General features: G+C 73.4%; 21 protein-coding genes and 1 pseudogene. 9 read left to right on the top strand and 13 right to left on the bottom strand.

Translation table 11 applies throughout. The features are described 5' to 3' along the window. Positions 1 to 50 precede the first annotated feature (50 nt). Positions 51 to 983 (bottom strand): menaquinone biosynthetic enzyme MqnA/MqnD family protein, encoded by a 933-nt coding sequence (locus ACZ52J_RS07260; protein ID WP_465616526.1) that lies wholly within the window; start codon positions 981 to 983, stop codon positions 51 to 53. Positions 984 to 1,357: 374 nt separating this feature from the next. Between ACZ52J_RS07260 and ACZ52J_RS07255 the strand changes: the two genes are divergently transcribed. Then, on the top strand, positions 1,358 to 1,561 hold the full coding sequence (locus ACZ52J_RS07255) for a cold-shock protein (protein ID WP_097236595.1): 204 nt from the start codon (positions 1,358 to 1,360) through the stop codon (positions 1,559 to 1,561). Between the two features lie 228 nt (positions 1,562 to 1,789). Here ACZ52J_RS07255 and ACZ52J_RS07250 read toward each other — a convergent pair whose 3' ends face one another. Next, positions 1,790 to 3,130 (bottom strand): dicarboxylate/amino acid:cation symporter, encoded by a 1,341-nt coding sequence (locus ACZ52J_RS07250; protein WP_465616524.1) that lies wholly within the window; start codon positions 3,128 to 3,130, stop codon positions 1,790 to 1,792. Between the two features lie 488 nt (positions 3,131 to 3,618). Here ACZ52J_RS07250 and ACZ52J_RS07245 point away from each other — a divergent pair, with 488 nt between their 5' ends. Continuing rightward, a complete protein-coding gene (locus ACZ52J_RS07245; protein ID WP_465616522.1) occupies positions 3,619 to 4,830 on the top strand; it encodes an MFS transporter in 1,212 nt (403 codons plus the stop codon). A 35-nt stretch (positions 4,831 to 4,865) separates the two neighbouring features. Here the strand turns inward: ACZ52J_RS07245 and ACZ52J_RS07240 are convergent. The 5 genes and pseudogenes from ACZ52J_RS07240 to ACZ52J_RS07220 form a co-directional block, all read right to left on the bottom strand. Next, positions 4,866 to 5,174: pseudogene (locus tag ACZ52J_RS07240) on the bottom strand (hypothetical protein); the annotation flags it as partial. Positions 5,175 to 5,326: 152 nt separating this feature from the next. Beyond that, positions 5,327 to 6,370, bottom strand: a complete 1,044-nt coding sequence (locus tag ACZ52J_RS07235) for a LacI family DNA-binding transcriptional regulator (RefSeq protein ID WP_360494556.1) — start codon at positions 6,368 to 6,370, stop codon at positions 5,327 to 5,329. 137 nt (positions 6,371 to 6,507) lie between these two features. Next, a complete protein-coding gene (locus tag ACZ52J_RS07230) occupies positions 6,508 to 6,852 on the bottom strand; it encodes a DUF4229 domain-containing protein (RefSeq protein ID WP_360494559.1) in 345 nt (114 codons plus the stop codon). A gap of 108 nt (positions 6,853 to 6,960) precedes the next feature. Continuing rightward, entirely contained in the window at positions 6,961 to 7,506 is a 546-nt protein-coding gene (locus ACZ52J_RS07225; protein ID WP_465616520.1) for a GNAT family N-acetyltransferase, read from the bottom strand. Positions 7,507 to 7,538: 32 nt separating this feature from the next. Continuing rightward, a complete protein-coding gene (locus ACZ52J_RS07220; protein WP_465616518.1) occupies positions 7,539 to 8,879 on the bottom strand; it encodes an MFS transporter in 1,341 nt (446 codons plus the stop codon). 119 nt (positions 8,880 to 8,998) lie between these two features. On the opposite strand from ACZ52J_RS07220, the gene ACZ52J_RS07215 reads away from it, so the two are divergent. Beyond that, complete coding sequence (locus ACZ52J_RS07215; protein WP_465616516.1) at positions 8,999 to 9,994, top strand: GlxA family transcriptional regulator; 996 nt, start codon at positions 8,999 to 9,001, stop codon at positions 9,992 to 9,994. A 438-nt stretch (positions 9,995 to 10,432) separates the two neighbouring features. Here ACZ52J_RS07215 and ACZ52J_RS07210 read toward each other — a convergent pair whose 3' ends face one another. Next, positions 10,433 to 10,909, bottom strand: coding sequence for an ATP-binding protein (locus ACZ52J_RS07210; RefSeq protein ID WP_465616514.1), 477 nt, complete (start codon positions 10,907 to 10,909; stop codon positions 10,433 to 10,435). Between the two features lie 639 nt (positions 10,910 to 11,548). Here ACZ52J_RS07210 and ACZ52J_RS07205 point away from each other — a divergent pair. Together ACZ52J_RS07205 and ACZ52J_RS07200 are read left to right on the top strand one after the other, a co-directional pair. Then, a complete protein-coding gene (locus ACZ52J_RS07205; protein ID WP_360494574.1) occupies positions 11,549 to 12,124 on the top strand; it encodes a sigma-70 family RNA polymerase sigma factor in 576 nt (191 codons plus the stop codon). Continuing rightward, positions 12,121 to 13,338, top strand: a complete 1,218-nt coding sequence (locus ACZ52J_RS07200) for an anti-sigma factor family protein (RefSeq protein WP_465616512.1) — start codon at positions 12,121 to 12,123, stop codon at positions 13,336 to 13,338. Before ACZ52J_RS07205 ends, ACZ52J_RS07200 begins: the two co-directional genes overlap by 4 nt. A gap of 58 nt (positions 13,339 to 13,396) precedes the next feature. Here the strand turns inward: ACZ52J_RS07200 and purU are convergent, their stop codons facing one another. Then, positions 13,397 to 14,263, bottom strand: coding sequence for a formyltetrahydrofolate deformylase (gene purU / locus ACZ52J_RS07195; RefSeq protein ID WP_465616510.1), 867 nt, complete (start codon positions 14,261 to 14,263; stop codon positions 13,397 to 13,399). A gap of 135 nt (positions 14,264 to 14,398) precedes the next feature. After that, positions 14,399 to 14,830, bottom strand: coding sequence for an SCO4402 family protein (locus tag ACZ52J_RS07190; RefSeq protein WP_465616508.1), 432 nt, complete (start codon positions 14,828 to 14,830; stop codon positions 14,399 to 14,401). Positions 14,831 to 15,086: 256 nt separating this feature from the next. Between ACZ52J_RS07190 and ACZ52J_RS07185 the strand changes: the two genes are divergently transcribed. Then, complete coding sequence (locus ACZ52J_RS07185) at positions 15,087 to 16,385, top strand: ABC transporter substrate-binding protein (protein WP_465616506.1); 1,299 nt, start codon at positions 15,087 to 15,089, stop codon at positions 16,383 to 16,385. Between the two features lie 120 nt (positions 16,386 to 16,505). On the opposite strand, the gene ACZ52J_RS07180 is transcribed toward ACZ52J_RS07185, so the two are convergent. Together ACZ52J_RS07180 and ACZ52J_RS07175 are read right to left on the bottom strand one after the other, a co-directional pair. Continuing rightward, a complete protein-coding gene (locus ACZ52J_RS07180) occupies positions 16,506 to 17,780 on the bottom strand; it encodes a hypothetical protein (RefSeq protein WP_465616504.1) in 1,275 nt (424 codons plus the stop codon). Between the two features lie 178 nt (positions 17,781 to 17,958). Then, positions 17,959 to 19,335 carry a transcriptional regulator gene (locus ACZ52J_RS07175; protein ID WP_360494589.1) on the bottom strand — a complete coding sequence of 459 codons (1,377 nt, stop codon included), beginning with the start codon at positions 19,333 to 19,335 and terminating at the stop codon, positions 17,959 to 17,961. 306 nt (positions 19,336 to 19,641) lie between these two features. Between ACZ52J_RS07175 and ACZ52J_RS07170 the strand changes: the two genes are divergently transcribed. Beyond that, positions 19,642 to 20,352, top strand: a complete 711-nt coding sequence (locus ACZ52J_RS07170) for a bifunctional DNA primase/polymerase (RefSeq protein WP_465616502.1) — start codon at positions 19,642 to 19,644, stop codon at positions 20,350 to 20,352. A gap of 492 nt (positions 20,353 to 20,844) precedes the next feature. On the opposite strand, the gene ACZ52J_RS07165 is transcribed toward ACZ52J_RS07170, so the two are convergent. Next, positions 20,845 to 21,537, bottom strand: coding sequence for a metal-dependent transcriptional regulator (locus ACZ52J_RS07165; protein WP_465616500.1), 693 nt, complete (start codon positions 21,535 to 21,537; stop codon positions 20,845 to 20,847). A 221-nt stretch (positions 21,538 to 21,758) separates the two neighbouring features. On the opposite strand from ACZ52J_RS07165, the gene ACZ52J_RS07160 reads away from it, so the two are divergent. Beyond that, entirely contained in the window at positions 21,759 to 22,523 is a 765-nt protein-coding gene (locus ACZ52J_RS07160) for a sugar isomerase domain-containing protein (protein ID WP_465616498.1), read from the top strand. A 181-nt stretch (positions 22,524 to 22,704) separates the two neighbouring features. Further along, entirely contained in the window at positions 22,705 to 23,778 is a 1,074-nt protein-coding gene (locus ACZ52J_RS07155) for a DUF4231 domain-containing protein (RefSeq protein ID WP_465616496.1), read from the top strand. Positions 23,779 to 23,799 lie beyond the last annotated feature (21 nt).

Below are 23,799 nucleotides of genomic sequence, written 5' to 3'. Positions count from 1 at the left end.
GTCCGCTCAGCCCGCCGACTCCTCAGCCCTTCGGCGGCGGGGCCGACTCCTCACCCCACCGGCAGCCGGGCCGGCTCCAGCAGCCGCACCGCCACGTCCGGCGCGAAGCCGCTGTCGCGCGCGACCCGTCGGGCGAACTCGGCGACGCCGGCCAACTGCCGCTCGCCGAGCGAGAAGTCGAGCGCCTCGCTGAAGTACCGCTCCAGTACGTCCGCCTCGAAGGTCTCCCAACGGGCGGCCTGCTCGGCGACCTTGGCGGCCTCCACCAGCGACAGGTCGCGGGACTCCAGGAAGGCCCGGTGCACGGCCGCGGTCAGCTCCGGGCAGCGCTGGGCGAACTCGCGGCGCACCGCCCAGACCGCGAAGACGAACGGCAGGCCGGTCCACTCCTTCCACATCTCGCCGAGGTCGTGGACGGTCAGCCCGAGGTCGGCGGCCTGCCCGAGGTAGGCGCGCAGTGCCGGGTCGCCGATCAGGACGGCGGCGTCGGCTTCGACGAGCATCGCGCTGAGGTCCGGCGGGCAGCTGAAGTAGTCCGGGTGCACGCCCTCGCGCTCCTCCAGGAGCAGTCGGGCGAGCCGGACCGAGGTGCGGCTGGTGGAGCCGAGGGCGACCCGGCGGCCGTCGAGGTCGGCGAGCGGCACCTTGCTCACGATCAGGCAGGACATCACCGGGCCGTCGCTGCCGACGGCGATGTCGGGCAGGACCAGCAGGTCGTCGGCGTTGCGCAGGTACTCGACGCAGGTGATCGGACCGATGTCCAGGGCGCCGGCGACGAGCTGGTCGCTGAGCTTCTCCGGGGTGTCCTTGGTGAGGTCCAGATCGAGCAGATTGCCGGTCCTGGCGAGTCCCCAGTAGAGGGGGACGCAGTTCAGGAACTGAATATGGCCGACCCGAGGCCTGACCGGGGTGTTGTCCCCGCCCGGGGTGTTCTGGGGCTCCCGCGTTCGCGCGTCCGGTGTTTGTGCGTCCGGTGCTGCCACTGCGCCGCTCCCTTGCTGTTCGTACGCCTTCCCGCAGCGTATGCCCGCCGTTCACGACGGCTCGCACCGGCCACCCGACACGCCCTCACACGTCCCCAACGCCCCTTTCCACGCCCGCTCCAGCCCTTCCGACACGCCTCCTCGGCGCCGTAAGTGACCTCTGGTCGTCACAGCTGCCGCATGCTAGCGTTGCCCTCAGTTGCAGTTTGATTCCCCTTGCAGTACTTGAAGCCTGCGGAGCATGTAACCGCAGGCTTTTTGTAGTTTTTCAGCAATATCGAAAAACTTCGGACTCGTCCGGAGGCAGGGCGATCAGCGCAGCGGACCGGGCGTCACACGGTGTGGCCCCCGACACGCATCGCAAGGAGAACGGCATGGCCACGGGAACCGTCAAGTGGTTCAACGCTGAGAAGGGCTTCGGCTTCATCGCCCAGGAGGGCGGCGGCCCGGACGTCTTCGTTCACTACTCCGCCATCAACGCGAACGGCTTCCGTTCGCTGGAGGAGAACCAGACGGTCACCTTCGACGTCACCCAGGGTCCGAAGGGCCCGCAGGCGGAGAACGTCACCGCTGTCTGACCATCCTCTGATGATCTGATCGCTCGGGACCCCGACGGGTCCATCGACGGCTGGCAGCCGTCACCATGAGCACACAAGAGCAGTACCCAAGGGGGCCCGCCTTTCGGTGGGCCCCCTGCCTTTGGGGCCGGGCCCGAAAGGCAGCAGGGCACGCGGAAGGGCCCTCTCCCCACCGGGGGAAGGGCCCTTCCGTTGGTACGCCGTGTACGCCGTGTGCGCCGTGAAACGTCAGGCGGCGACGGCAGCCTTGGCCGAGGCCTGCGCCGGGGCGCCGGCCGGCTCGTCCAGCAGGTCGCCCTGCGGGTCGTTGTACGCGGCGACGTCGAGGATCTTCTCCCGCGCGGCGACCACGACCGGCACCAGAACTTGACCTGCGACGTTGGTCGCGGTGCGCATCATGTCCAGGATCGGGTCGATGGCGAGCAGCAGGCCGACGCCCTCCAGCGGCAGGCCCAGGGTGGACAGGGTCAGCGTCAGCATGACGATCGCGCCGGTGAGGCCCGCGGTGGCGGCCGAGCCGACCACCGAGACGAACGCGATCAGGATGTAGTCCTTGATGCCGAGCTCGATGTTGTAGACCTGGGCGACGAAGATCGCGGCGATCGCCGGGTAGATCGCGGCGCAGCCGTCCATCTTGGTGGTGGCGCCGAACGGCACCGAGAAGGACGCGTACTCGCTCGGGACGCCGAGGCGCTCGGTGACGCGGCGGGTCACCGGCAGGGTGCCGACCGAGGAGCGCGAGACGAAGGCCAGCTGGATCGCGGGCCAGGCGCCCTTGAAGAAGTGCAGCGGGTTGAGGCCGGCGGCGAAGCGCAGCAACAGCGAGTAGACGACGAACAGGACGAGCGCGCAGCCGACGTAGATGTCGAGGGTCAGCGTGGCGAAGGGCTTGAGCAGGTCCCAGCCGTACTTGGCGACGGACTTGCCGATCAGACCGAGGGTGCCGAGCGGGGAGAGCCGGATGACCCACCACAGTGCGGTCTGGGTCAGCTCGAGCACGGACTCGCTGAGCTTGAGGACCGGCTCGGCCTTGGCGCCGAGCTTGATGATCGCCGCGCCGACCACGACCGCCATGAAGACGATCTGCAGCACGTTGACCTTGGCGAAGGCGTCGACGATGTTGGTCGGGAAGATCCCGGTCAGGAAGTCGATCCAGGTGCCCTTGGAGTCGAGCGCCTTGAGGCCCTCGGTCTTGAGGTTGGTGCCCTTGCCGGGGTTGGTCAGCAGGCCCAGACCCAGGCCGATGCCGACCGCGATCAGCGAGGTGATCATGAACCAGAGCAGCGTGCGGGTGGCCAGCCGGGCCGCGTTGGTGACGTTGCGCAGGTTGGCGACGCTCACCACGATCGCGGTGAACACCAGCGGCGGGACGGCCAGCTTGAGCAGCTGGACGAAGATCTTGCCGATGGTCTCCAGGGTGGTGGCCAGCCAGGAGATGTCGGCGGCCCGGGCCAGGTAGCCGAGGCCGACGCCGAGCACGAGGCCGGCGACGATCTGCACCCAGAACGGTGTCTTGCGGATACGGGCGAGCACGGACGGCGACGAGGTCGCCTCGGGCGCTGTGGACATGGGGGAGCGTCTCCGGGGGAGGGCGTTGCTGACGATGAGGTGTGGGGTGGAGCAGGCGGCACGGCGCGGGGCCGGACGGGAAGGGGCCGGGCCCCCGGTCAGGGGCGTGCCGCCGCGATACAGCTCGGGGACGTACAGCCCAGGGCAGTACAGCTCATGGCGCGACAACGGCGCGGGCTGTCCACAGCACCGGTCAGAGCGCACGGGCGGGCGGCGCCGGGCAGCGGGCCCGGGCCGTGCATCCGCAGTGCGTCTGAGGCTGACATGGCCGATACGTTAGCAGTAAAGGTTTGAGATGTTCAAAGTACTTGTTTGAGATCGCGCCCAACCCCCTCCCTCTCGCACCCCACGCCGAACCCGCGCTCCGGGCACGAACGAGACTGACGCCCCATCAGCCCCGAGTGGCGGCCCGATTGACCGCCGAGCAGTTATACGTATAACTTTGACGACGTCCCTGCCCTCGCCTGCCCAGACCGGAGAAGACGCCGATGGGCTACCTCGCCCTGCTCCGCGCCCCCCACGTCACCCGCCTGCTCCTCGGCACCCTGCTCGGCCGCCTGCCCGCCGGCATGACCGCCCTGGTGATCGCCCTCGCCCTGCGCGAGGCCGGCGCGCCGTACGGGCGGATCGGGCTGGCCACCGCCGCGTACGCGATCTCGGCGGCCGTCGGCGGGCCGGTGCTCGGACGGATCGTGGACCGCACCGGGCAGCCGCGCGTCCTGCTCGTCGCGGCCGCGGTGGCCGGCGGCGGGTACGCCCTGCTCGCTCTCGCCCCCGGCTCCCCGCTCGCCGCTCCCGTCGGCGCCGCGATCGCCGGCCTCGCCATGCCCCCGCTGGAGCCCTGCCTGCGCTCGCTCTGGCCGGACGTCGTCGAGGAGGAGCAGCTCGACACCGCCTACGCCTTCGACTCCGCCTCCCAGCAGATCCTCTACGTCGCCGGGCCGCTGGCCGTCGCCGGGATCGCCGGCCTGTTCAGCCCGGTGGTCGCGCTCTGGGTGGCCGCCGGGCTGGGCCTGGCCGGCGCGCTGATCGTGGCCACCGCCGCACCGGCCAAGGCCTGGCGCGCCCCGGTCCGCGAGCACTCCGCCGGACTGCTCGGACCGCTGCGCTCCCCCGGCCTGGTGCTGCTGCTGGTCGGACTGGCCGGGGCCGGCTGGGCGGTCGGCGCACAGAACGTGCTGTTCATCGCCTACGCCGAGCACCACACCGGCGCGCTCCCGGGCGGCGCGGGCACCCTGCTGGCGCTGGCCGCGCTCGGCGGACTGCTCGGCGCGCTCGCCTACGGCGCGGTCAAGTGGCGCCAGACCACCGCCACCCGCACCTGGGTGATGGCGCTCGCGATGGCCGCCTCCTACCTGCCGCTGGTCGCCCTGCCCGGGCCGTACCCGATGGCCGCGCTGGCCTTCCTGTCCGGGGTCATGCTGGCGCCCCTGCTCGCGGCGGCGTTCGTCCTGGTCGCCGAGCTCGCGCCGACCGGCACCGTCACCGAGGCCTTCGCCTGGCTGGTGACGCTGTTCGCCACCGGCAACTCGCTCGGCTACGCGGTCTCCGGCAACCTGGCCGAGGACTCGCTGCGCCCGGTCGCGCTGTGCGCGGCGGGCGGGATCGCGCTCGGCGGGCTGCTGCTGCTCGGTGCCCGGCGCTGGTTCCACCCGGTGCCCGCCGCACCCCGTCTGGCCCAGCCCGTCCCGGTGGGCTGAGGCCCGCCCCGGTGGGCCGAGCCCACCCCCACGGCGATGTCGACGGTGGTCGCGTCCGGGGTCCAGCCGACGAACTCCATCCCGGCGGGGAGCGTGTCGGTGATCCGGCCGTTGGTGCAGTCGGGCACCGAGCAGGTGTAGCGCAGGGTGTAGGTGACGTTATCGCCGGGCGCCACCCTGGCCCTGTCGACCGTTTTGGTGAAGGGACGGCGGCCTCGGCGGGCGGGGCGGTGAGGGTGCCGGTGAGCAGGGTGGCCGCGAAGAGGCCGAAGGCCGCGGCCAGTCGGGCCGCTCTGGGCAGGCGTGGGGTTCGTGGTCGGGACGTCCGCATGGCGGAATCTCATCGTCCGCCGTTTCTCCCGAGCCTGCGACGCGAGAGGGACCGACCAGTAACCGCCTGTTCGGACTGATCCGACAAGATGGATGCACTGGTGACGTCAAGTCAGGTACGTCAGATGCGTCGGGTACGTCAGGTGGGTCAGGTAGGTCAGGTGGGTCAGGTGGCGACGGGCCAGGCCGACGCGGTCGAGGCCCGCAGCACCAGCGAGGTGGCCAGCGGCGCCACCGGCTCCACCCGCTCCCCGCGCAGCAGGCCCGCCAGCGCGGCCGCGCCCGCCCGGCCCAGCTCCTCGCCGGGCAGGTCGACGGTGGTCAGCGGCGGGGCGAGCAGCGCTGACACCGCGACGTTGTCCATGCCGACCACGGACAGGTCCTCCGGCACCCGCAACCCCAGCTCGGCGGCGGCCTGGTAGACCCCGGAGGCGACCACGTCGTCGTCGCAGATCACCGCGTGCGGCCGGTCCGCCCGGGCCAGCAGCCGGTCCGCCACGGTCCGCGCGGCCCGGTGCCCCTCGTTCAGGCTCACGCCCAACTCCACGACGTCCAGCCCGAGTTCCCGTACCGCCCGCTCGAAGGCGGCCTGCCGCACCCGGAAGGTGTACGCGGCGTGGGTGGAGCGCAGCCGGCCGATCCGGCGGTGCCCGAGGGCGGCCAGGTGCTCGACGGCGGCGCGCATCCCACCGGCCACGTCGAGCTCGACGGTCGGACGGGCGCGGTCGGTGCCCGGGTCGGCGTCCAGGAAGACGGCGGGGGTGTCGGCGGGCAGCTCGCCGAGCTGGCTGTCGTCCGGGGAGCAGATCAGCAGGCCGTCGAAGCGGCCGGCGGTGGCGGCCTCGGCGAGGGTGGCGCTGCCCCAGCCCGAACTGACCACGACCGCCAGGCCGTTGCGGCCGGCCTCCTGGTGAACGCCTTCCAGCACCCGACCGAAGAACGGGCCCTGGAGGTTCGGCACCGCGAGCAGGATCATCCCGCTGCGGCCCAGCCGCAGCTGCCGGCCGGCCGCCTGCGGACGGTAGCCGAGGCTGCGGGCGGCCTCGCGGACCCGCTGCCGGGTGGCCTCGGAGACCCGGCGGCCGGCCTCGGCACCGGAGAAGACCAGCGACACGGTGGCCTGGGAGACCCCGGCGAGCCGGGCCACGTCCCGCCCGGTGGGCCGACGGACGGGGGCCGGCCAGGTCCCGAGCGCACTCTCGGCGGGCACCTGATCAGGTGCCTGACCGGACGGCTGACCGGACAGCTGATCGGACCGCCGCCCAGGCGGCTGCCCGGGCGGCGCGGAGTCTGGGGTGGCGGGCACGGCGGCTGCGGCGGGGTCGGCGGTCGAGAGTGGGGCCGGGGTCAGCTCTGCCCGGCGGTCGCCGCGCGGGCGGCGTCGTCGGCGGCGTCCTCCTCGGCGTTCTGCGCGGCGATCCGCTCGGCGGTACGGCTGCGCATCCCGGAGACCTTGCCGCTGATCTGCGCGGACATCTCGTCGCGCTGCCTGCTCAGCAGCGCGTAGCTGAGCGGCGCGGAGGCGACCGCGGCCAGCAGGAACAGGAAGATCATGCCCGCCTCGCCGCTGACCGGGATGACCCGGAAGTGACCGAGCAGCAGGGCCACCAGCAGGCAGCCGAGGAAGATGCTGACCCGCATGGAGGTGTAGCGGAGCGTGGCGTGCGACTTCTCCGGGCCGGTGCTGCTCACTGGGACACATCCTTCTCGTTGCACGGGGGCGGGCCGGGCGGGGGCGGTCCTCCAGTCAAGCATGCCTGACGGCCGGCGTAGGGCACGGGTCACCCGCCCCGGCTGTTCTCACCCGTCCGTGGCGGGTCGGCGCAGGTCGAGCCACATCGTGATGTCGTCGCGGTCGTCCCCGGGGGCGACCCGGATCGCGGCCGGCACCCGGCCGACCTCGCGGTAGCCACTGCGGGCGTAGAAGCGCTCCAGCCCCAGGCCGCCGCGCGCGGTGAGCCGCAGCGACTGCAGGCCCCACTGCCTGGCGATCCGCTCGGCCTCGGCGAGCAGCTCGGCGCCGTAGCCGCGGCCCTGGCAGTCGGGGTGCACCATGACCCGCTTGAGCATCCGCCAGTGCTCCATGGGGCCGAAGCGCATCGACTGGAAGAACAGCACGCCCACCAGCCGGCCGGTGTCGCCGTCGTGCGCGGCCAGCAGCCGGTCCGGGCCGTCCGGCCCGACCTCGGCGAACTGGCGGTCGGCGGTGTCCCACACCTCGTCCTCGGTGACCGGCGCCACGAAGCCGACCGCGCCGCCGGCGTTGGTGACGTCGGTCCAGAGCCGGACGATGTCCGTCCGCAGGTCGGGGTCGAGCTTCGGGTCCAGGGTGAAGGTGAGCGCCATGAGGCGGAGCCTAGTTCTCCGGCCCGACAGTCCTACGGGAGGACCGGTACCGCCCGGTCGGTCCGTCCGGTGCGCAGGGCCAGGCAGAGCCCGACCGCGACCGCACACAGCCCGCCGGCGCCGTACCAGGTCAGGTCGTAGTTCCCGAGCGCGTCGCGGGCCAGGCCGGCCAGTCCGGCGACGACGGCCGCGCCGATCTGGTGGCTGGCCAGCACCCAGCCGAAGACGATCGGGGCGTCCTCGCCGAAGTTCCGGCGGCACAGCGCGACGGTCGGCGGCACGGTGGCGACCCAGTCGAGGCCGTAGAAGACCACGAAGGCGAGGATCGGCGGGTGCAGCGAGCCGGCCAGCAGCTGCGGCAGCAGGAACAGGGACAGGCCGCGCAGCCCGTAGTAGACCGTCAGCAGCACCCGGGAGTCGACCCGGTCGGTGAGCCAGCCGCTGAAGATCGTGCCGAGCACGTCGAAGACGCCGATCAGGGCGAGCAGGCTCGCGGCGGTGGTGACCGGCATGCCGTGGTCGTGCGCGGCCGGGATGAAGTGGGTGCCGACCAGGCCGGCGGTGGTGGCGCCGCAGATCGCGAAGGAGCCGGCCAGCAGCCAGAACGCCCGGGTGCGGGCGGCGTCGCGCAGCACCCGCACCGAGCGGGCCAGCGCGCGGCCGTCGGTGACCGGTGGGGGCGGCTCCTCGGTCGCGCCGTACGGGAGCAGGCCGAGGTCGGCGGGCCGCTCGCGCATCAGCAGCAGGACCGGGACGGCGACGGCGCTGGCGGCGAGCGAGACCACGACCACGGCCGAACGCCAGCCGTGCTGTTCGACCAGCCAGGCGCCGACCGGCAGGAAGACCAGGTTGCCGGCCGCGCCGGCGGCGGTCAGCACACCGGTGACCAGGCCCTGGCGGTCCCGGAACCAGCGGCCGGTGATGGTGGTGGCGAAGGCCCCGGCCATCGAGCCGCTGCCGAGGCCGACCAGCACGCCCCAGCAGAGCACCAGTTGCCAGGGCTCGCGCATCAGCATGGTGAGCCCGGAGCCGACCGAGATGGTCAGCAGCGCGCAGACCACCACCAGGCGCACCCCGAACCGGTCCATCAGGGCGGCGGCGAAGGGGGCGGTGAGGCCGTAGAGGGTCAGGTTGACGGAGGTGGCGAGGGAGATCGTTGCGAGCGACCAGCCGAACTCGTTGTGCAGGGCGTCCATCATCAGGCTCGGCGTGGACCGGAAGCCGGCCGAGCCGAGCAGGACGAGCAGGGCGACGCCGGCCACCACCCAGGCGTAGTGCACCCGGGGGCGCTCGGCCGGTGCGGGCCCGCCAACCGGATCGGGGGCGGTCGGATCGGGGGCGGGTACGGGGGTGAGGGCGCTGCGTTCGGTCACACGAGGAGTGTTCCGGGCCGCCGCGGCCCGGACGAGTGGCCTGAATGACAGCTTTCGCAAGAATCGGGCCACGGCCCCGCGTACGCTGGCCCGGACCCACCGACACCTGAGGGGACGACATGGCGCACCTGGTCGCGGTACTCGCCCTGGAGGGCGTGATCGCCTTCGAACTCGGCATCCCGGCCCGCATCTTCGGCGGCGCCAAGGACCCGGCCGGGCAGCCGCTCTACGCGGTCGCCACCTGCACCCTGGACGGGCGGCCGGTCGCCACCAGCGCCGACTTCCGGGTCGCCGTCGACCACGGGCCCGAACTCCTGGCGCGGGCCGACACGGTGGTGATCCCGGCCTCCGCCGACTCCGGCCCCGCGGTCGCCGACGCCTGCTTCACCCCGGCGATCGCCGCCGCCCTGGCCCGGATCCGGCCCGGCACCCGGCTGATGTCGATCTGCACCGGCTCCTTCATCCTGGCCGCCGCCGGACTGCTGGACGGCCGCCCGGCCACCACCCACTGGCGCTACACCGAGCGCTTCGCCCGGCTGTTCCCCCGGGTGCGGCTCGACCCCGACGTGCTCTACACCGACGACGGCGACATCCTCACCTCCGGCGGGGTCGCCGCCGGGGTGGACCTCTGCCTGCACGTGGTGCGCCGCGACCACGGCAGCGCGGTGGCCAACGCGGTGGCCCGCAACTGCCTGGTGCCGCCGTGGCGCGAGGGCGGCCAGAAACAGTACGTGGAGGCCCCGAGCCCGGTGGACGCCGACGGCCACGGCACCGCCGCGGTGCGCGCCTGGGCGCTGGAGCACCTGGACCAGCCGCTCGCGCTGCGCCGGCTCGCCGACCGGGCGGGCATGAGCGTCCGGACCTTCACCCGGCGCTTCCGCGAGGAGACCGGCGCCAGCCCGGGCCAGTGGATCACCACCCAGCGCACCGAGCGGGCCCGCCAGCTGCTGGAACGCACCGATCTGACGATCGACCAGATCGCCCGGGAGTCCGGCTTCGGCACCGCCGCCTCACTGCGGCTGCAACTGCGCGGCCGGCTCGACGTGGCGCCGAGCGCCTACCGGCGCACCTTCCGCGCGGCGCCCCGGGAGGTCCTCGGACAGGTCCTCGGGTAGGTCCTCAGATTCCGGCGGTCGTGCAACAGCGACGAGTGGCCGGATTCCGCCGCTCCCCGGTGGCGTATTGGATGGCGGCAGGCCGAGCGCACCCCGAGCGCGGCACGGCACGCCGCCATCCAATCGCGATGCGCGGGCCCTGAACCCGCGCCGTGGCCTCCGCACTCGCCGAGGAGCGGCCCGTGACCGACAGTCCGCGGCCCCCTCGCTGACACGATCCCCCTGGACAGCGGCACCGCGGCGGTGGACGGACGACCCCTCGGCGTCCCCTCGCAACGGAGAGCCGCACCCAAGCGTGATCAGTCGGATACGTCACGTCAATGGGTAGTCCGAAATTCGGAATGGTTGCGTCACCTTTCGGCCGGTGATCGCCAACGGTGATCGGCAGCGGTGATCGCTCCCGTGATCGCCACGCTTCCCGGGCCGCCGGGGAAGCCGCTATTGCGCCAAAGCCGCCCAGTCCACGTCGGCCAGCGGATCGGCCGGCCGGGCGTCGGAACCGATCTCGCACCAGACCCGCTTGCCGGAGCCGTCCGGGTACCAGCCCCAGCGCTCACAGAGCAGCTCGACCAGCTCCAGGCCGCGCCCGTTGGTCGCGTCCTCGTCCGGCCCGGCGTGCCGCGGCGCCGGGGCGGCCTGGCTCGCGTCGGCGACCTCCACCCGCAGCGGGCCGGCCGCCCGGGCCTCCTCCTCGGGGCTCTCGGTCACCGGCAGGCAGAGCCGCAGCACGGCCGGACAGCCGGTGTGCACCACGGCGTTGGTCACCAGCTCCGAGACCACCAGCACCACCGTCTCCGCCATCGGCGCGTCCGGGTCCACCCCGTGGTTCAACAGCCGCGAGCGCACCCACCGACGAGCCCGGCCGACCTCGGCGGGGTCCGCCTGCACCGCAAGCTGTACCTGAAGAACCTGCACCGCTCCACCACCTGCACTCGCAGTTCGGCCTAAGTCCCGATCGGGCCGGATCGACCGGCCGACGGGCCCTCGCACTCCGCCCGGCGCCACCCGAGCCGCACCCGGGCGATCGCCCGGTCCGTCCACCCGCGCCCACTCGTCCGCGCCGACCCGTCGGTCGCGCACCGGCCGCGACACGAATACGCCTCAGGATGGGCGGACGGACGGACCGCAGCAAGCGCTTCCGGCATATTCCGGCGATCGGGGGACAGGGCAGTGCATACTGTCCCGCTCACTCTCGCGAGCCTCGTACCGGCGCTCGTCCGGCCCGGGCCGACCCGCCGGTCCCGCAGTCGGGAACCTACCTCCGGACGACCCCGGCACCCCGGCCGCCACTCGCGAACCACCCGTGCGACATATGTCCAGCGGCTCTCGAACAGCGGCGACGACGGACGGTCCCACCAGCCGACCGTCGCACCATGTGAAGATCCCCGCCGAGCCGGCGCTCCACGCCCACCCGGCGATCCACCGACACAAGGAAACCGCGAAACAGCGATCCGCGAGGACGGGTTCCGTTCTTGCCGGATTCCCTCCCGCCGCGGACCGGCCGCAAGATACCGTTGGGTAAGCCAGCGACCCCGGGCAGGAGGGTGGATCCCGATGGCCACCCCGGAGCGGACCCCGCGCTGGGACGAGCAGTTGCAGCGCCGCCTCGCCCGCGGCGAGGAGACCGCGCTCGGCGAACTCTACGACCAACTCGCACCGATGGTGCACGGCCTGGCCGGGCGGATACTCGCCGACCAGACCGCCGCCGTCCAGCTCACCCGGGAGATCTTCGCCCACGTCTGGGAGCACCCCGAGGACTTCGACCCCGCCCGGGGCACGCTCCGCTCCTGGCTCGGCGCACTCACCCACCGCCGCGCCGTCGAACGGCTGCGGGCACGGCGGGCCACCGAACTCGTGCCGGGCGGCGACACCCGGGGCACCGAGGCGGAGATCCGCGCCGTGGCCACCGCCGCGCGTGTCCAGTACGTGGTCGACTCCCTGCCCCAACCCCTGCGTGAGACCATCGCGGTGACGTACTACGACGGCCGCACCTACCGGGAGACGGCCCGGCTGCTCGGCATCAGCGAGCAGGCCGCCAAGCAGCGGATGCGGCTCGGACTGGAGCTGCTGGCCACCGAACTGGCCGAGGAACGCGCCCGCCAGGACGAAGCCGGGGACGGGGAGACGTGAGCAGCACGGAGGAGCAGCACGACGCCCTGCGCTCGCTGCTCGGCGCCTGGGCCCTCGGCGCCTGCCCGGCCCGCGACGCCGCCGACCTGGAACAGCACCTGCGCGCCTGCCCGGAGTGCGCCGACGAGGCGGCCCGGCTGCGCGACGCGGCCGGCTGGCTCTCCCTGGACGAGCCGCTGGACCAGCCCGGCTCGCTGCGCCAACAGGTGCTCGACTGGTGCCTGGCCCGCCGCCCGGCCCAACTGCCCCTCCCCGCCTGGGGCATGCCGTACACCGCGGAGACCGCCAAGCTCGACGCGCTGCTGCGCGACCTCGGCCCGGAGGAGTGGCAGGAGGTCGCCGAACTGCCGTGGCACGGCGGCACCGAGCGGCTGCGCCCGGCCGAGGTGCTCGGCCGGCTGACCGCCGTGGACGGCTTCCTGGCGCTCGCCCTCGGCCTGCCCGACCCGGTGCCGACCGCCCCGGGCGTCCCCGCCCCGGCCGCCGAACGCCGGGTGCCGTCGCAGGACCCGGCCGTGCCGCCCGCCGCGCCGCGCGTCCCGCCACAGGGCGGCCCGTACCGCGCGATCACCGCGCGCACCGCCCGGATGCTCGCCGACCAGGGCGCCCTGCCACCGCAGTCGGTGCGCTCCCGGTGGCGGCGACAGACCCACGACCTGGTGCGCAGCGCCGCGCTCGCCCCGCAGGGCAACACCCCGGTCGACTACGGCTGCGCGGTGCTGCCGCTGCGCGACGCCTTCGTGGACCGCGCCCTGGAGTGCTACGTGCACGGCGAGGACGTGGCCCGCGCGGTCGCCTACCCGTACGACCCGCCGGCGCCGCAGCACCTGCGGCAGATGGTGGAGTTGGTGGTCCGGCTGCTCCCCCGGGCGCTGGCCGGCCTGCGCGCCGCCCGTCCCGAGCACGCCGGGGCGCCGGCCGCGCCGGACGGCGGGGGCCGGACCACCCGGCGGCTGCGGCTGGTGGTCGACGGCCCGGCGGGCGGCGAGTGGCTGGTCCCGCTGGACGGGGGCGAAGGCACGAACGGCTCGGCCGACCCGGACGCGGGGGCGCCCGGCGGGGAGCCGGTGGCCTCGATGGTGCTGAACGGCCTGGAGCTCTGCCAGTTGGCCGCCGCGCACCGCGACCCGGACCGGCTGCCGGTCGGCGAGCACGGGGACCGGGCCGCGGTCCGCGAGGTGCTGCACGCGCTCCCGCTGCTGTCTCGGCCGTAAAGGCCGTTACACGGCTTACACAGCGGTTTACGCGGCGGTTAGGCGGCTTGGGCGCGGTTTACGCGAAGACGACCGTACGGGCGCCGTCGAGCAGCACCCGGTGCTCGCTGTGCCACTTCACCGCGCGGGCCAGCGCCTGGCACTCGACGTCCCGGCCGAGCGCGACCAGCTGGTCCGGGCTGACGTCGTGGGTGACCCGGGCCACCTCCTGCTCGATGATCGGGCCCTCGTCCAGGTCGGCGGTGACGTAGTGCGCGGTGGCGCCGATCAGCTTCACGCCGCGGGCGTGTGCCTGGTGGTACGGCTTGGCGCCCTTGAAGCTCGGCAGGAAGGAGTGGTGGATGTTGATCACGCGGCCGGACAGCTCGGTGCACAGCTGGTCGGAGAGCACCTGCATGTAGCGGGCCAGCACGACCAGTTCGACCTCCTCCTTGGCGACCAGGTCCAGCAGCCGCTGCTCGGCCTCAGCCTTGGTGTCCCTGGTGACAGGGATGTGGTGGAAGGGGATCCCGTAGCTCTCGGTCAGGTCCCGCAGGTCGGTGTGGTTGGAGACCACCGCGACGATCTCCACCGGCAGGGCGCCGATCCGGGTGCGGTACAGCAGGTCGTTCAGGCAGTGCCCGAACTTGCTGACCATGAGGACGATCCGCATCCGCTCCTCGGACTGGTGGATCTGCCAGTCCATCGCGAAGGAGGCACCGATCGCGGCGAAGCTGGCCCGCAGCTTGTCCGCGGTGACCGGCTCGGGGGCGGAGAAGTGCACCCGCATGAAGAAGAGCCCGCTGTCGCCGTCCCCGAACTGCTGGCTGTCGATGATGTTGCAGCCGGTCATGAAGAGGTAACTGGACACGGCGTGGACGATGCCCTGCTTGTCCGGGCAGGACAGCGTGAGGACGTACTGGGCGCCGGCCGGCTGCTGTTCCACTGGGGGTATCCCGTTCTGAGTTCGTGACGTGCGTGGACGGTCCAGCGTGTCACATCCTGGACAGCCGCCGCCCCGCTGCCCGTACTGCGGGACGGCACCGTCCGGCCGGAGCCCGGCCGGGGTCGGACCGGGGTCTCAGACCTGGGTGAGGATGCGCAGCACGTCCAGCGACTTGGGCGTCGCGTCCGGGTCGTCCCCGTCGTTGGCGGCCAGCAGCACGTGCGCCTCGCGGGCGGCCCGGACGGCCTCCGGCCAGCCGGGGTGGCCGAGGTAGGCGGAGGCCGGGGCGTCCGCGCCGACCTCGTGCAGCATCTGCACCGCCCGCAGCACCGCGACGTCGACCACCGCGGCCTCGGCGGAGTCCCGGAAGATCGTGCCCACGTACTTCTCGGCGGACCAGCGGTCCAGCCAGGTGTCCTCGACCAGCCGGTACACGGCGTCGGTCACGTCCCCGTACCCCTCCCGGCCGGTCAGCCAGGCCTCCTGCTGGAAACCGGGGTCGGACAGCATGTGCAGCGCCGAGCGGAGTCGGGCTCGCCAGCGCCACCAGGGCAGATCGTTGAGCATGCCGCCCATCGTGCTGGAGCGGTGGCCCGGACGAGAAGGGTTTCGGGCGGACCGGTGCGAAGAATCTGTGCTGACGGACATGGTGAACGATCGTACGTTCCCCGTCTGTTCGTACTCCACTCGCGATCTACACGCGTACCGATCCGGATTTCAGCCGCCGTTTGCCGACCGTTCGCACTTCTGCCCTCTCGGCGTGTGGCACCGGGGCTTGGCTGGATCCGGTGCGCCGGAGTGCGCCCAGAGAGAGGGAAGATCGATGACCAGCCGAAGGGACTCGTTCCAGGGCCCTCCCCCGATCGTGCGGCGTCGCCGCCGACGCCCGATCGCCGCCGCCGTGACCGCCGCGGCGCTGCTCCCCACCCTCCTCTCGGCCTCCGCGTGCGGCGGACCGGCCGATGCCGCCGGCGGCGACGACCTGACGGTCATGACCTGGGCCCCGTCCGGCACCCGCTCCGCCGACCGGCCGGGCATGACCGCGCTCGCCTCCGCCATCGGCCAGGACGTCAACATCAAGGGCGGCCTGAACGGCCACCGGCTGCGAGTGATCACCTGCAACGAGCACAACAGCGTCGAGGGCGCCCGTGCCTGCGCCCAGCAGGCGGTGGACACCAAGGCCGTCGCCGTGATCGGCTCCTACAGCCAGTGGGGCGAGGCCTTCATGCCGGTCCTGGAGCGCGCCGGCATCCCGCTGATCGGCGGGTACGGGCTCTCCCAGCCCGAGTTCTCCAGCCCGCTGTCCTACCCGGTGGACGGCGGCCTGCCGGCGCTGATCGCGGGCAACGGCCGTCAGCTGGTCGAGGCCGGCTGCAAGGCCGTGGCGCTGGTCCGCCCGGACACCCCGGCCGGTGACAACCTGCTCGGCTACCTCGGCGGCGCGCTGCGGCCGGCCGGGATCAAGCTGCTGGACGTCAAGGCGCCCGAGCAGTCCTCCGACTACACCCCGGTGGCCCGCAAGGCGCTCGGCAAGGACGAGCCGGGCAACTGCGTCACCAGCGCGCTGGCCGCCGAGCCGACCGGCAACCTGCTGGACTCCTACCGGCGGCTGAACCCGAAGAACACCCGGATCGCCTCGGTGATCGGCAGCGTGCAGCAGTCGGTGGTCGACTCCACCGGCGGCGACCCCGGCCCGCTCGGCGGCGCCTACGTCACCAGCTGGTACCCGCCGGAGTCGGCGAAGATCTGGGACGGGCTGCGCTCGGTGGTGCGTGCCGACACCACCGGCGGGAACACCATCGACGTCTCCGACCCCGGGGTGCAGACCACCTGGGTCTCGTACGAGGTCTTCCGGACGGTGGCGCAGAAGCTGGCGGAGGCCGGCAAGCCGGTCACCTCGAAGACGGTCACCGGGCTGCTGGACGCCGGAGAGGGCATCGACACCGGCGTCACCCCGCCGCTGAGCTGGGGCACCACCAACATGCTGCCCAGCACCGAGTCGCCGCGTCTGGTGAACACCTGGGTCACCTACCAGGTGGTCAAGAACGGCCGGATGACCCTGCAGCAACCGGGCTTCGTGGACGTCCGCTGGGTGCTCACCGGGGGCCGTCCGCCGGCGTGACGCGAGGGGCGGGCCCGTCGCGGCCCGCCCCGATTCGGTCCGTCCGGCGTCTCCCGCGGCTCGGCTGCCTCCCGCGACTCCTGCGAGTCCCGCGGGTCCCGGACTCCCACGACTCCCGGGTTACAGGTCGCCGTCGCCGCGGTTGGGCAGGCCGGTCTGGCCGGCGATCGTGTTCCAGAGCGTGGAGGCCTGCTTCTTCGCGGTGGTCGCGGTGCCGCTGGCCTGGACGGCGTTCTTGTAGTGCTGGTTGTCCTGCTTCTTCGCGTCGCAGGAGGCCTGCGCGTCCTGCGCCCAGGCCGCGTACTCGTCGTCGGCCTGGGCCGAGGCGGTCCACGCCGCGTTCAGCTGCTCGACCAGCTGCTGGCCGCCGGGCAGCTTGTCCGTCTTCAGCTGGCCCAGCTTGGTCTGCAGCTCGCGGCGCTTGCCGGCCGCGGCGGTGAGGGCCTGCTGCGACTCGGGCAGCTTGTCGCACTTCTGCACCGAGGCGACCGCGGAGACCACCGAGGTGCGGCTGTCGCTCGCGGTGCCCAGCAGGTCCGACAGCGGCTGCGCCTGCGCCTTGACGTCCGGGTCGACGGCGGCGCCGGAGCCGCTCCCGCTCGCCGTGCCGGGGACGCCGGTGGTGGTGGCGGCCACCGGGGTGGTCTTCTTGCCGTCCTTGGTGTCGGTGCCGCCGCTCATCAGGACGGCGACCAGGATGCCGGCCGCCGCGCAGCCCGCCACCACCCCGCCGATGATCAGCTTGTTGGACGGGCGACCGCCGCGCCCCGACCCGCCGGCCTGGGTCGCGTCGAAGCCCTGCCCGCGATCCGGGGCGTAGCCCTGGTGCTGGTCCTGGCCGTAGTCCTGCGCCGGGTAGGCCGGCTGGGGCTGCGCGGCCGGCGGGTACGCCTGGTAGCCGGGCGCGGGCTGCTGCTGCGGGAAGCCGGGCTGAGCCTGCGGCACCGGGTAGCCGCCCCCCTGCGGGTCGCCGGCCGGGTAGGGCGGCAGGTACTGGGTCTCCGGGGCCGGGTCGGCCTGCGGGACGCCGTACCCGGGCTGCGGCGCACCCCACGGGGCCCCGGGCACGGGCGTCGGCTGGCCCGGCATCGGCTGGCCGGGCATCGGCTGCGCGGGCACGGCCTGGGTCGGCAGCGCGTGCCCGCCCTCCCCGAGGTACTCCGGCTGCCCGGACGGCTGCCCCACCGGCGGCACCGCGGAGTGGCCCTGCGGCTGCCCCGGGAACTGCTGCTGGCCCGGCTGGCCCGGGAACTGCTGCTGGCCCTGCGGCTGGCCCGGGAACTGCTGCTGGCCCTGCGGCTGGCCCTGCTGGCCCGGCGGCTGGCCGGGCTCGGGGCGGAACAGGTCGTCCAGGTTGAAGTCACCCGAGTTGGGGTACGAGCGGCGCTGACTCAACGCGATTCCTCACCTGTGCAGGACCGCGCGCTGACGGCGGACCACATCTCGTCGGTTCTTGGGAGCATCACAGTTCCTTGGACGTCGCGCCCACGCTACCGGTTCACCTCACCGGGTGACCACGTGGGCGGGACCTCCGTCACGCTCCCTGCGCAGACGATCCGCGGCCGCCGCCGGATCAGGCCGCCTCCGCGTCCGCCCTGGCGTGGAACTCGCGGACCACCCGCTGTTCCCGGTAGGGCTCCAGCCGGCGCCGGAACTCGTCCAGGTACTCCACGCCCCGGTTGGAGCGCAGCCCGCTCAGCAGCCGGACCGCCTGGGTGCCCGTCTCACAGGCGCGTTCCAGGTCCCGCTGCTGCAACTGGGCGGTGGCCAGCAGCACCAGGTCCACCGCGCGGCGCCGGACCCGGGTCGGCGGGTGCAGGTCGAGCGCCCGGCGGGCGTAGTGCTCGGCCGGGCCGGCCTGTTCCAGGTCCCGGTGGCAGTGGGCCAGCTCGTCGGCGAGGTAAGCGTCGTCGAAGTGGACGATCCAGTCCGGGTCGTCCTCCGGGCGGCGCTTCTCCATCATCTCCAGCGCCCTGGCCGACACCGCCTCGCAGGAGCGGGCGTCGCCGAGGAGGGCGTGGCCGCGGGCTTCGGCGGCGTAGAACATCGCCATCGCCGTCGGGGTGGCCACCGACCGGGCGCCCTCCTGGGCGGCACGGGCGAGTTGGGCGATCTCCCGCGGGTTGCCGAGGGTGGCCGCCAGGTGGCTCATCGAGGCGGCCAGCACGTAGCCGCCGTAGCCGCGGTCGTCGGCCGCCTGGGCGAGCCGGAGCGCCTGGATGTAGTAGCGCTGGGCCAGCCCCGGCTGGCCGGTGTCCACCGCCATGTAGCCGGCCAGTTCGGTCAACCTCGCCACCGCGGCGAAGAGTTGACGGCCGGTCTCCTCCCGGTAGGCGCCGCCGAGCAGGCCGGAGACCACCGAGTTGAGGTAGTGCACCACCACCGGGCGCACGTGCCCGCTGCCGAATCGGTGGTCCAGGTCGACCAGCATCGCGGTGGTCGCCTTGATCGCGGCCACGTCGGTCGGGCCGACCCTGGGGCCGCCGGTGCGCGCCACCACCGGGTCCGGCGGGGTGATCAGCCAGTCCCGGCTGGGCTCCACCAGCGCCGAGGCGGCGACCGTCGCCCCGGTCAGGAAGTCCCGCCGGCCGACGTCGCTGCGCCAGAGCTCGCAGACCTGCTCCAGGGCGGCGCCCAGCGTCGGCGCGAACTGCAGCCCGATGCCCGAGCTCAGGTTCTTGCCGTCCGCCATGCCGATCTCCTCGACCGACACGCTGCGGCCGAGCTTGCGGCCCAGGGCCTCGGCGATCACCGCCGGCGCCTGCCCGCGCGGCTGCTGACCGCGCAGCCAGCGGGCGACGGAGGTCTTGTCGTACCTCAGGTCCAGACCGTGCTCGGCACCGCAGAGGTTGACCCTCCGGGCCAGGCCGGCGTTGGAGCAGCTGGCCTCCTGGATCAGTTGCTGCAGACGCTCGTTGGGCTGTCGTGCGACGAGTGGTCTCGCGGCCATTGGGCTTCGCCTCCCCACACCCTCCGGTCCCGGCCGGCGGGCGACGATTCTGCTGATCTGCTGCCGACTGTCCGACCGTCCAAGGAATCTGACACCAGGTTAGCGATCAGCAACGCCAGCGGGATACCCACGGTGACGATCCGCACCCCCCTTGCGCCCTGGGAAATGCTCCCGTGCGCCCCCGCTGCGCCCGCCCTCGGCCGCCCCAACTCGGTCGAGTAACCGGAACGGGTGACATTGCCGGGATGCGCCCAACCGGGCACCGTCGGGCCGTAACCAGGCTCACACACGGTAGTTGAGCAGCGCGTGGAAGACATCCCCGACGCCTCCGGCCAGGACAAGAACGCCGGTCTGCCCCCGCTGCTCATCGAAGCCGTCGGCTACGCCGAGAACCGCCACTGGGAGGTGGCCCCGGGTGCCTGGCTGATCGACGGCGACGGGCCCGCCCGCTGCTCCTGCGCCGACCCGCGCTGCACGCTGCCGGGCGCCCACCCGATGGACGCGGACTGGGCCCGCAAGGCGAGCGCCGGGCCGGGCGCGGTGCGGCGCTGGTGGACCGAGCGGCCCCAGGCCTCGATCCTGCTGCCCACCGGCCGCTCCTTCGACGTCCTGGACGTGCCGGAGACGGCCGGCTGCCTGGCGCTGGCCCGGATGGAGCGGATGGACCTCCAGCTCGGCCCGGTGGCGGTACTGCCCGCCGCACCCGGGCGGATCGGCCGTCGGCTGCACTTCCTGGTGCTGCCCGGGGTCGCGGCCAAGCTCCCGGAGATGCTCCGCAAGCTCGGCTGGCCGCCCGGCCGGCTGGACCTGGTCGCCCGCGGCGAGGGGGACTGGACGGTCGCCCCGCCGTCCCGGATCGGCTCCACCGGGTACGCCCAGTGGGCCCGCTCCCCCTCCTCGCTCAACCGCTGGCTGCCCGACGCCGCCGAGCTGATCAGCCCGCTCGCGTACGCCTGCGGCCGCGAGTCGCCCGCCCACCACGGCGCGCAGGCCGCCCAGCCGGCGGCGGTGGGCTGAGCGGGGCCGCGCCCCCGGCCGGTTCACCTCCCCCGAACGGCCGCCCTACGCCTATCGGGCGAGGGCGTGCACCGCGCGACACAACGCGCGCGAGTGACGGGCCTTGTCTCCCACCGGAGGCAGGGCCCGTCATATGTATGTCCGGATGGCGCGCGTCCAGATGACACCTGCCCGGATGACACCTGCCCCGACCACGCGATTCCGGATTGCGCAAGTCCGGATAAGGCTTCGGTGTACCCGCTGGTCAACCGCAGAAGCCCCTCGTACGAGTGACAGCGCTCAAGGATTGCCATGATCGGCCGAGGGGAGGAATTGCGGTGCGTGGGGATGCCGGAAGGGGCGCTCGGACGGGGAAGCCGGGCGAGGCGCCGGAGGGGAACCCGGGGAGGGAGCAGGGAGGGAGCGGAGGGGAACAGGGAGGGACGGGGAGGACGAGTCGGGCCCGCTGCACGGGAGGCAGCGGGCCCGACTCGGCCGTACGGTGTCGGCGCCTCAGGGCTGGGCGACGAAGACGTGCTGGGCGATGTCCTTGCCCAGCTCCGCCGCGGTGTCCCCGGTGCCGACCAGCAGACCGCCGACGCCGACATTCACCTTGACCGTGGAACCCGGCCGGACGCCGGCCCGGCGCAGGGTGCTCATCAGCGCGCTGTCGGTCTGGATCGGCTCGCCGATCCGGCGGACCACCACGTCGGCCCCGGCCTCGCCCGGCTTGACGGTGTCCAGCGGGACGAGCCCGGCGTCGAAGCCCTCGCCCTCGGCCTTGGTGTCACCCAGCTCGTCCAGGCCCGGGATCGGGTTGCCGTACGGGGACTGGGTGGGGTGGCCGAGCATGGCGAGCACCTTGCGCTCGACCGTCTCGCTCATCACGTGCTCCCAGCGGCACGCCTCCTCGTGCACCTGCTCCCACTCCAGGCCGATCACGTCGACCAGCAGGCACTCCGCGATGCGGTGTTTGCGCATGACGCGCACCGCGAGACGGCGGCCGTCCTCGGTGAGTTCGAGGTGACGGTCCCCGGCAACCTGGAGCAGGCCGTCGCGCTCCATCCGGCCGACCGTCTGGCTGACCGTGGGACCGCTCTGTTCCAGGCGCTCCGCGATCCGGGCGCGCATCGGGACGATGCCCTCCTCCTCCAGCTCCAGGATGGTGCGAAGGTACATCTCAGTGGTGTCGATCAGCCCAGACATCGCCGCTGGCTCCGTTCTTCGGTGTCCTCATCGCCAATTCTGACGTACCGAGGCGACAACCGGGGCCGCCCGGGGGCTTCGGGCACGGGATTTCGTTCCTGTTGACAGCGGTACGGCCGGGACGCGACCGTGCTGGCCGTAGCTTTCTCCACCGGCGGTCTGGACCACCAGGACCGCCCCACCCGGCCGGCTCCCTCACCGGCAGAGAGCGGAGGCACCCGATGAACGACCTGGTCGGCAGGTACTTCGACGCCGCGATCGCCCACCTCCAGCGGGTGCGCGAGGAGGAGGCCGACACCGTCGAGGCCGCCGCCGCGCTGCTGGCGGAGGCGATGACCGAGGGCCGCCGGGTCTTCACCTTCGGTGCCGGACATTCCTCGCTGCCGGCCCAGGACGTGGTCTACCGGGCCGGCGGGCTGGTCCCGATGAACCTGCTGAACGTGCCCGGGACGACCGGGGTGACGGTGATGCCCGCTCCCCTGTCCAGCGCCCTGGAGCGGGTCTCCGGGCTGGCCACCGCGACCCTGGACCTGACCCCGGCGACCACCGGCGACCTGCTGTTCGTGATCTCGCTGTCCGGCCGCCAGGTCATGCCGGTCGAGCTGGCCCGGTACGCCCGGGACCGCGGCCTGAAGGTGATCGGGGTGACCTCGCTGGCCTACCCGGAGGAGGTGCCCTCCGCCCACCCCTCCGGCACCTACCTGAAGGACCACTGCGACGTGGTGCTGGACAGCAAGATCGCGGTCGGCGACGGCGAGCTGACCCACCCGGGCGCCGAGACCACCTTCGGCCCGGTCTCCACCATCGTGACCAGCGCACTGATGCAGGCCGTGGTCGCCTCGGCGGTCGGCCGGCTCGCCGACCGGGCGGCCGCCGGGGACGCCCCCGCCCCGCCGCTGTTCCGCTCCGGCAACGTCCCGGGCGGCACCGAGTGGAACACCCGGCAGATGGCCGACAACGCCGAGCGGGTCCTCTACACCTACTGAGCCGCACCCACCGAGCCCCGGGGTGCCGCGCACGCTCGGTACCGGAACGAACACGGGGAGTCCCGGACAATCCACCGGGCCTTCCCGGCCATTGCGGGCCACCCCCGGCCGCGCCAGGCGTACCGGGAAGCCGCCCGGGGCAGGAGAGCGGTGCGACCGGAGCGACGGGTGGGGGCCGAACATGGCGTCTGGTGCGGGACGAACCGGCTGGGTGCGCGAGCGGGACCTACTGCCCGAGTTCTTCTGGGCCGCCGACGCGGCCTCGCTGCGCGGCCAGCGGCGCTCGGTGCTGCTCTCCGCCTGGGAGCTGGTCCTGCTGGTGGTCGCCGCCGCGACCGGCTCGGCCGACGGCGAGCCCTGGGCCTGGCCGGCCGCCGGCGCCTACCTCGGCGCGGTCGCGCTGGCGGTGGTGATCAGCCGGCAGAACCCGCAGGGCCTCTGGTACGAAGGCCGGGCGGCCGCCGAGTCGGTGAAGACCCTGGTCTGGAAGTACGCCGTCCGGGCCGACGCCTACCAGCCGCCGCCGCGCACCCTGCCGGACGCCGAGGGCCTGTACCGCTTCCAGCTCGGCCGGGTGCTCGGCGCCTTCCGGGACAGCCCGGTGGCCGTGCCGGGGAGCGGGGCCGGGAGCGGGACGGGGAGCGAGGCCGGGAGCGCGGCGGAGATCACCGCGGCGATGCGCGACCTGCGCGAGCAGCCGCTGGCGGTGCGCCGCGAGGTGTACCTGGGCGAGCGGATCCAGGTGCAGCACGACTGGTACCGCGCCAAGGCCCGCTACTGCGCCCGGACCGGCCACTGGGCCGGGGTGCTGGGCGTGCTGCTGCCCGCGCTCGGGCTGGTGCTCGCGCTGCTGCGGGCGCTCGGCGCGTTCACCTACGACGCGCTGGGCACCGTCTCGGCGGTGGCCGCCTCGGTCACCGCCTGGGCACAACTGCGCCAGTACCGGCCGCTGGCCGCCGCGTACGCGCTGGCCGCCGAGGAGCTGGCCCAGATCCAGCGCCAACTCGCCGAGCTGGACCTCGACGCGCCGGAGGCCGAGGAGATCTGGGCCCGGCTGGCCCGGGACGCCGAGGACGCGATCTCCCGCGAGCACACCACCTGGCAGGCCCGCCGGGAGGTCCGCACCACCACCGACCGGGAGGACGAGAACGACCGGGAGGACGAGGACCACCGGGAGCACGAGCACCACCGGGGGCAGGGGACCGACCCGGAGCACCGACCCGCCCCGGAGCACCGAATCGACCGGGAACACTGAGGAGGCCGCAGGTGTCGTTAC

It is taken from the genome of Kitasatospora sp. NPDC034035, assembly GCF_055575755.1.
Note: the sequence above shows the minus strand (reverse complement) of the source record. Positions and strands in the feature narration are given on the sequence as shown.